The following is a 6,000-nucleotide window of genomic DNA, read 5'->3' as shown; positions in this document are numbered from 1 at the left end:
GCGGATGCAGCGGATGCAGCGGATGCAGCGGATGCAGCGGATGCAGCGGATGCAGCGGATGCAGCGGATGCAGCGGATGCAGCGGATGCAGCGGATGCATTGGACGCGGAAAGCGGAGCGGCGTTCATCGGCTGATTTCCTCGCAAGCGGATTCGACAAGCACGCAGCGCGCGCGATGGCCGCCGCCGGCGTCGACGAACGCCGGCGTCTGCGCGCACGCGTCGCGCGCGAGCGCGCAGCGGTTGCGGAACGCGCAGCCGTCGATGTTGCCGACGAGCGACGGCACGACGCCCGCAATCGCGTCGAGCCGCGAGCCGGGCCGCGTCTTGCCGCGCACCGGAATGCAGTTCAGCAGGCCGCGCGTGTACGGATGCGCGGGCCGCGCGAACAGCTGCGCGGCGCTCGCGGTTTCGACGACTTCGCCCGCGTACATCACCGCCACGCGATCGGCGATCCGCGACACCACGCCGAGATCGTGCGTGATGAACAGCACCGCGGTGCCGAACTCGCGCTGCAGCTCGCGCAGCATCCGCAGGATCTCGGCCTGGATCGTCACGTCGAGCGCGGTCGTCGGCTCGTCGGCGATGATGAGATCGGGCTCGCACATCAGCGCCATCGCGATCATCACGCGCTGCCGCAGCCCGCCCGACAGTTGATGCGGATACTGGCGCAGCCGCTCGGCCGCGTGCGCGACGCCCGCGCGTTCGAGCAGATGCACCGCGCGCTCGCGCGCCTGCGCGAGCGACGCGCCGCGATGCCGGCGCAGCGCCTCGCACAGCTGGTTGCCGAGCGTGTACGCGGGATTGAGCGAGGTCATCGGGTCCTGGAAGATCATCGCGATCCGGTTGCCGCGCAGCCCGTTCATCGCGCGGCGCTCGAGCGACAGCAGATCGATGCCGTCGAACGCGAGCCGATCCGCGCGGCGCTGCGCGTGCCGCGGCAGCAGATCCATCAGCGCGAGCGACGTCATCGATTTGCCGCAGCCGGATTCGCCGACCACGCACAGCAGCTCGCCGCGCTCGAGGCGCAGGTCGATGCCGCGCACCGCGTGCAGCACGCCGTTCGGGGTCGGCAGGTCGACCCGCAGATTGTCGACTTCGAGCAATGCAGCCATCGGGCTTCTCCTTGACGCCGGTCGGTCAGCGGCCTTCGGGCGCGCTCAGGTCGCGAACGCCGTCGCCGACGAGATTGATCGCGAGCACCGTGATCGCGAGCGCCGCGCCCGGAATCAGGATCACCCACGGCTGGAAGAACATGTACGCCTTGCCTTCGGCGATCATCAGCCCCCACGACGGCATCGGCGCGGGCACGCCGAGCCCGAGGAACGACAGCGTCGCCTCGAGCAGGATCGCGTGCGCCATCTCGAGCGTCGCGACGACGATCAGCGCGCCCGAGACGTTCGGCAGCAGCTCGCGCAGCAGGATGTAGGGCGTCGATGCGCCGACGGCCTTCGCGGCCGCGATGAATTCGGCGTCACGCAACTGCTGCGCGATCGAGCGCGACACGACCGCGAAGCGGTCCCACAGCAGCAGGCCGAGCAGCACGATCACGGTGGCGAGCGAGCCGCCGAGCAGCGAGGACATCGCGAGCGCGACGAGCACGACGGGCATCGCGAGCCGCGTCGTGATCAGGTAGCTGATCGCCGCGTCGACGCGGCCGCCGAAGTAGCCGGCGAGCACGCCGAGCGTCGTGCCGATGACCCCGGACAGCGCGGCCGCCGCGACGCCGATCACGAGCGACACGCGCGCGCCGAAGAGCAGGCGGCTCAGGTAGTCGCGGCCGAGCTTGTCGGTGCCGAGCGGGTAGGCCCAGTTGCCGCGCGCGGCGTCCCACGCGGGCGGCAGCAGCCGGCGCGTCAGGTCCTGGCCGTACGGATCGTGCGGCGCGAGCCACGGCGCGAAGAGGGCGGCGAGCACGGCGAGCGCGACGAGCGCCGCGCCGATCGACAGGCCCCGATGGCCGAGCAGCCGGCGTGCCGCGCGCCGCCACGCGGGGCGGGCGGGCGCGTCGATGCGCAGGGCCGGGAGAGAGTGCGAGCGCAAGGGCATGGGCCGCTCCTGTCGGACGGGAAGCTATCGGGCGCGAATGCGCGGATCGAGCGCCGCGTTAGCGACGTCGGCGAGAAAGGTCAGCGCGACGTAGAACATCGCGATGACGAGGACGACGGCCTGCACCACGGGGAAATCGTTGCGCGCGATCGCATCCCACGCGAGCTGGCCGAGCCCTTGCAGCGAGAACACCGATTCGATGACGACCGAGCCGCCGAGCATGAAGCCGAGCTCGACCGCCGCGAGCGCGACCACCGGAATCAGCGCGTTGCGCAGCGCGTGCTTGAAGACGACGCGCGCCGGGCTCAGGCCCTTCGCGCGGGCAGTGCGGATGTAGTCGGCGCCGAGCACGTCGAGCATCCCGGCGCGCGTGAGCCGCATCATCGCGGGCGTCGCGTAGTAGCCGAGCGCGACGGCGGGCAGCACGAAGTGGCGCCAGTCGTCGTTGCCGGCCACGGGCAGCCATTTGAGCCCGACCGCGAACACGAGGATCAGCGTCAAGCCGAACCAGAAGCTCGGCATCGCCTGGCCGATCACCGCGACGAGGAGCGCCGCGCGATCGATCCAGGTGTCGCGGTACAGCGCGGCGACGACGCCGAGCGGAATCGCCACCGCCACGGCGAGCGCGAGCGCGACGCCGCCGAGCTTCAGCGTGATCGGCAGGCGCTCGGCGATCAGATCGGCGACCGACGACTGAAAGAAGTACGAGCGGCCGAAATCGAGGTGCGCCGCGCGCCACAGCCAGTCCGCGTACTGCGCGGCGACAGGCCGGTCGAGCCCGTACTGGATGCGCAGCGCGTCCACTTGCGCGGCGGTCGCCTCGGGGCCGGCGATCGCGGTCGCGAGGTCGCCGGACAGATGGAGCAGCGCGAAACTGACGATCGACACGGTGAGCGCGACGGCGATCGCGAGGCCCAGACGGCGGAACAGATAAGCTGACATGGCGCGAGGTACGGATCGGTTGGGTTCGGTTCGGTGAAGGGCGCGGCCGGATGCGGCGGTCAAGTGTCGAACGAGCGTCGATCGGCGGCGGACGGTCGGGGCGCGGCGCGCGCCGGCCGGGCAGCGGCGAATCGGGCGCACGGGCCGATCCGGCTGCGCGGGCGATCGGCGCGGCGCGCGCCGGCCTACTTCCAGCTCGCTTCGTAGAAGCGCGGCAGCTCGTCCGGATAGGCGCTGAAGTTCAGCGCCGACGCGTACGCGTAGTTCGTCGAATACGAGAAGAGCGGCGCCCAGTACGCCTGCCCGCTGATCCGCGCGAGCGCCTTCGCGTAGTTCGTCTTGCGCACGGCCGGGTCGCTCGACGTGTCGGCGGCATCGAGCCATTTCTCGACGGTCGCGTCCTTCGCGCTGTCGTCGGGGCCGCCCTTGAAGTAGACGCTGACGAACGCGGACGCGTCGTTGACCGAGAACGAGCCCCAAGCCTGGAACGTGAGCGGCGTCTTGCCCGAGCGCTGCGCGGTGCGCAGCGCCGCGTACTGCAGGTAGTGCAGCCGCGCGTTGATGCCGACCTTGCGCAGATCGCCGATCAGCGCCTCCGCGTACTCGCGCTCGCGGTACGCGTACAGATCGGTGTCGAAGCCGTTCGGGTAGCCCGCCGCCTTCAGCAGCTCGCGCGCCTTCGCGGGGTCGTAGTCGTACTTGACGACGCCCGACGTATCGCAGCCGAACTGCGTGCGAAAGCACGGCGCGTAGACGGGCTGGCTGCCGCCGCGCACGAGGCTCTTCGCGAGCGCGCCGCGGTTGATCGCGTAGTTGACCGCCTGCCGCACGCGCGCGTCCTTGAACGGCGAGTTCGGCGCGGACGCGCCCGCCGCGTCCATCGACAGATAGCCGATGCGCATCGTCTCGCCGCTTTGCACGGTGAGGTTTGGCATTGCCTTCAGCGAATCGGCCTGGTCGGCCGGCACGCGCCAGATCCAGTCGACGGCGCCCGTCATGAGCTGCGCGGAGCGCGTCTCCGGATCGGGGATCACGACGAACTTGATCGTGCCGATCCTCGGCTGGCCGAGCGGGCTGTCCTTGAAATAGTTCGGGTTCTTGACCATCGTCACGCCGACGCCCGGCGTCACCGCCACGATCCTGTACGGCCCGGTGCCGACGGGCGCCTTGCCGAACCCCTGCAGCCCGACCTTCTTGAAGTACGCGGCCGGATAGATCGGCGTGGGGCCGGACAGGTATTCGAGCGCCGCCGGGAATGGCGCCTTGAGCCGGATGCGAACCTGGTAGTCGCCCGTCTTCTCGGCGCTCTGAATCCAGTCGGTGTTCTGCCGCGTGACGACCTTCGAATCCGGCGCGACGACGTAGTTGAACGTGAACGCGACGTCGTCGGCCGTGAGCTTGTCGCCGTTGTGGAAGGTCACGTCGCGGCGCAGGTCGACGACGAGCGACGTCGGCGATTCCCACTTCCACGCCGTCGCGAGCTGCGGCTTGTACGCGCCCGTCTTCGGATCGCGGTAGATCAGCGTGTCCCACGCCATGTGCGCGATGATCACGCCTTCGCGCAGGTTGTTGTGATACGGCGAGATGTTCTCCGGCTCGCTGTCGGACGCGTAGACGAGCGTGTCGTTCGTCTTGCCGGCGTGCGCGGCGGGCGGCAGCGACAGCATCAGCGCGAACGCGAGCGCCGGCGCGAGCGCCGCGCGGGCGGAAAAGCGGAGGGCGGGGCGAACGGCGAACCGACGATTCATCGCAAGGCTCCTGGAAATCCGGGACGGGGCGGCCGGGCGGGGCCGCGGCGGGCATGGGGGCCACGCTCAGGAGCCAAGCGTAAACAGCGAATTTTGTTGCGACTATTATCGAAAAAATAAGTCTGCGTTGCCGAAACGGCATCGCGGCGCCGGCGATCGCGAGGAGGCGCAATGAAGCACCATCAACTGCAGGACACCGCATTGCGCTACTTCCTCGAAGTCGTGCGCGCGGGATCGATCAGCGAGGCGTCCGCGCGGCTGAACGTCGCCGGCTCGGCGATCAGCCGCCAGATCGCGCATCTCGAGCAGGTGCTCGGCACGCCGCTGTTCGAGCGCCGCTCGCGCGGGATGGTCGCGAGCGCGGCGGGCGAGATGCTCGCCGCGTATGCGTTTCGCACCGAGCTCGAGGCCGACCGGCTCGTGCAGGACATCGACGCGTTGCAGGGGCTGCGGCGCGGCCAGGTGCGCGTCGCGATGTCGGAGGGCTTCGCGATCGAGTTCGTGCCGCACGCGATCGCCGATTTCCGCCGCACGTATCCCGGCATCGTGTTCCAGGCGGCCGTGTGCGCGCCCGCCGACGTCACGCGCCGCGTGAAGAAGGGCGAGGCGGACGTCGGCGTGACGTTCAGCCGCACGCCCGAGAGCGACATCAAGGTCGAGCACCGGCAGAGCGCGCCGGTGATGGCGGTGATGCGCGGCGATCATCCGCTTGCGCGCCTCGAACGGGTGTCGGTGCTGCAGATGAGCGCATATCCGCTCGCGCTGCCCGATCCGAGCACGACGATCCGGCAGCTGTTCGACGTCGTGTCGAGCCGCCAGAACCTGACGATCGAGCCGGTGATGGTCAGCAACAACATCGTCGCGCTGCACAACTTCGCGATCGCGTGCGATGCGATCTCGATCTCCGGCGAGGTCACGGTGCGCTCGCGGCAGGCGCGCGGCGAGCTCGCGGTGCGGCCGATCGCCGATCGCGGGATGGACGCGCGCGCGGTGGAATTGCAGACGCTCGTCGGGCGCACGCTGCCGAAGGTCGTGCAGCTCTTTCTCGAATTCCTGCGCGCGCGGCTCGCGAGCGACGGCAGCGGCAGCGGCAGCGGCAGCGGCGGCGGCGGCGGCGGCGACGCGACGTTTCATTGATGCAACGGAATGGGCGGTTGCGCGGCGCGGCGCGCAACGCGGGCGTCACGTGACATGTTCCGTAACGTCGGCGCCGCGTGCGCCGGGCCGCGCCGCCGCGGCCTTGAGGCGACGGCGTTCGCCGC

At 70.2% G+C, this 6,000-nt stretch carries 5 protein-coding genes; 1 reads left to right on the top strand and 4 read right to left on the bottom strand.

From position 1 onward, the window contains the following. Positions 1–124: 124 nt before the first annotated feature. The 4 genes from X946_RS16555 to X946_RS16540 form a co-directional block, all read right to left on the bottom strand. On the bottom strand, positions 125–1,114 hold the full coding sequence (locus X946_RS16555) for an ABC transporter ATP-binding protein (RefSeq protein WP_038749535.1): 990 nt from the start codon (positions 1,112–1,114) through the stop codon (positions 125–127). A 25-nt stretch (positions 1,115–1,139) separates the two neighbouring features. After that, a complete protein-coding gene (locus tag X946_RS16550) occupies positions 1,140–2,048 on the bottom strand; it encodes an ABC transporter permease (RefSeq protein ID WP_038749532.1) in 909 nt (302 codons plus the stop codon). A gap of 24 nt (positions 2,049–2,072) precedes the next feature. Next, on the bottom strand, positions 2,073–2,990 hold the full coding sequence (locus tag X946_RS16545) for an ABC transporter permease (protein ID WP_038749530.1): 918 nt from the start codon (positions 2,988–2,990) through the stop codon (positions 2,073–2,075). 185 nt (positions 2,991–3,175) lie between these two features. After that, positions 3,176–4,738: an ABC transporter substrate-binding protein gene (locus tag X946_RS16540; protein ID WP_038749527.1), complete on the bottom strand. Its 1,563-nt coding sequence runs from the start codon at positions 4,736–4,738 to the stop codon at positions 3,176–3,178. 171 nt (positions 4,739–4,909) lie between these two features. On the opposite strand from X946_RS16540, the gene X946_RS16535 reads away from it, so the two are divergent. Continuing rightward, positions 4,910–5,875: a LysR family transcriptional regulator gene (locus X946_RS16535; RefSeq protein WP_052145107.1), complete on the top strand. Its 966-nt coding sequence runs from the start codon at positions 4,910–4,912 to the stop codon at positions 5,873–5,875. Positions 5,876–6,000 lie beyond the last annotated feature (125 nt).

Origin of the sequence: Burkholderia sp. ABCPW 111 (genome assembly GCF_000773065.1) — a bacterium.
GTDB classification, from domain to species: domain Bacteria; phylum Pseudomonadota; class Gammaproteobacteria; order Burkholderiales; family Burkholderiaceae; genus Burkholderia; species Burkholderia savannae.
The sequence above is the reverse complement of the archived record's forward strand: the minus strand, read 5'-3'. Positions and strand labels throughout refer to the sequence as shown.

What these genes read in the sequence shown, in the direction of transcription:
- X946_RS16555 (WP_038749535.1), bottom strand. Translation starts at nt 1,114, where the DNA reads ATGGCTGCATTGCTCGAAGTCGACAATCTGCGGGTCGACCTGCCGACC.
- X946_RS16550 (WP_038749532.1), bottom strand. Translation starts at nt 2,048, where the DNA reads ATGCCCTTGCGCTCGCACTCTCTCCCGGCCCTGCGCATCGACGCGCCC.
- X946_RS16545 (WP_038749530.1), bottom strand. Translation starts at nt 2,990, where the DNA reads ATGTCAGCTTATCTGTTCCGCCGTCTGGGCCTCGCGATCGCCGTCGCG.
- X946_RS16540 (WP_038749527.1), bottom strand. Translation starts at nt 4,738, where the DNA reads ATGAATCGTCGGTTCGCCGTTCGCCCCGCCCTCCGCTTTTCCGCCCGC.
- X946_RS16535 (WP_052145107.1), top strand. Translation starts at nt 4,910, where the DNA reads ATGAAGCACCATCAACTGCAGGACACCGCATTGCGCTACTTCCTCGAA.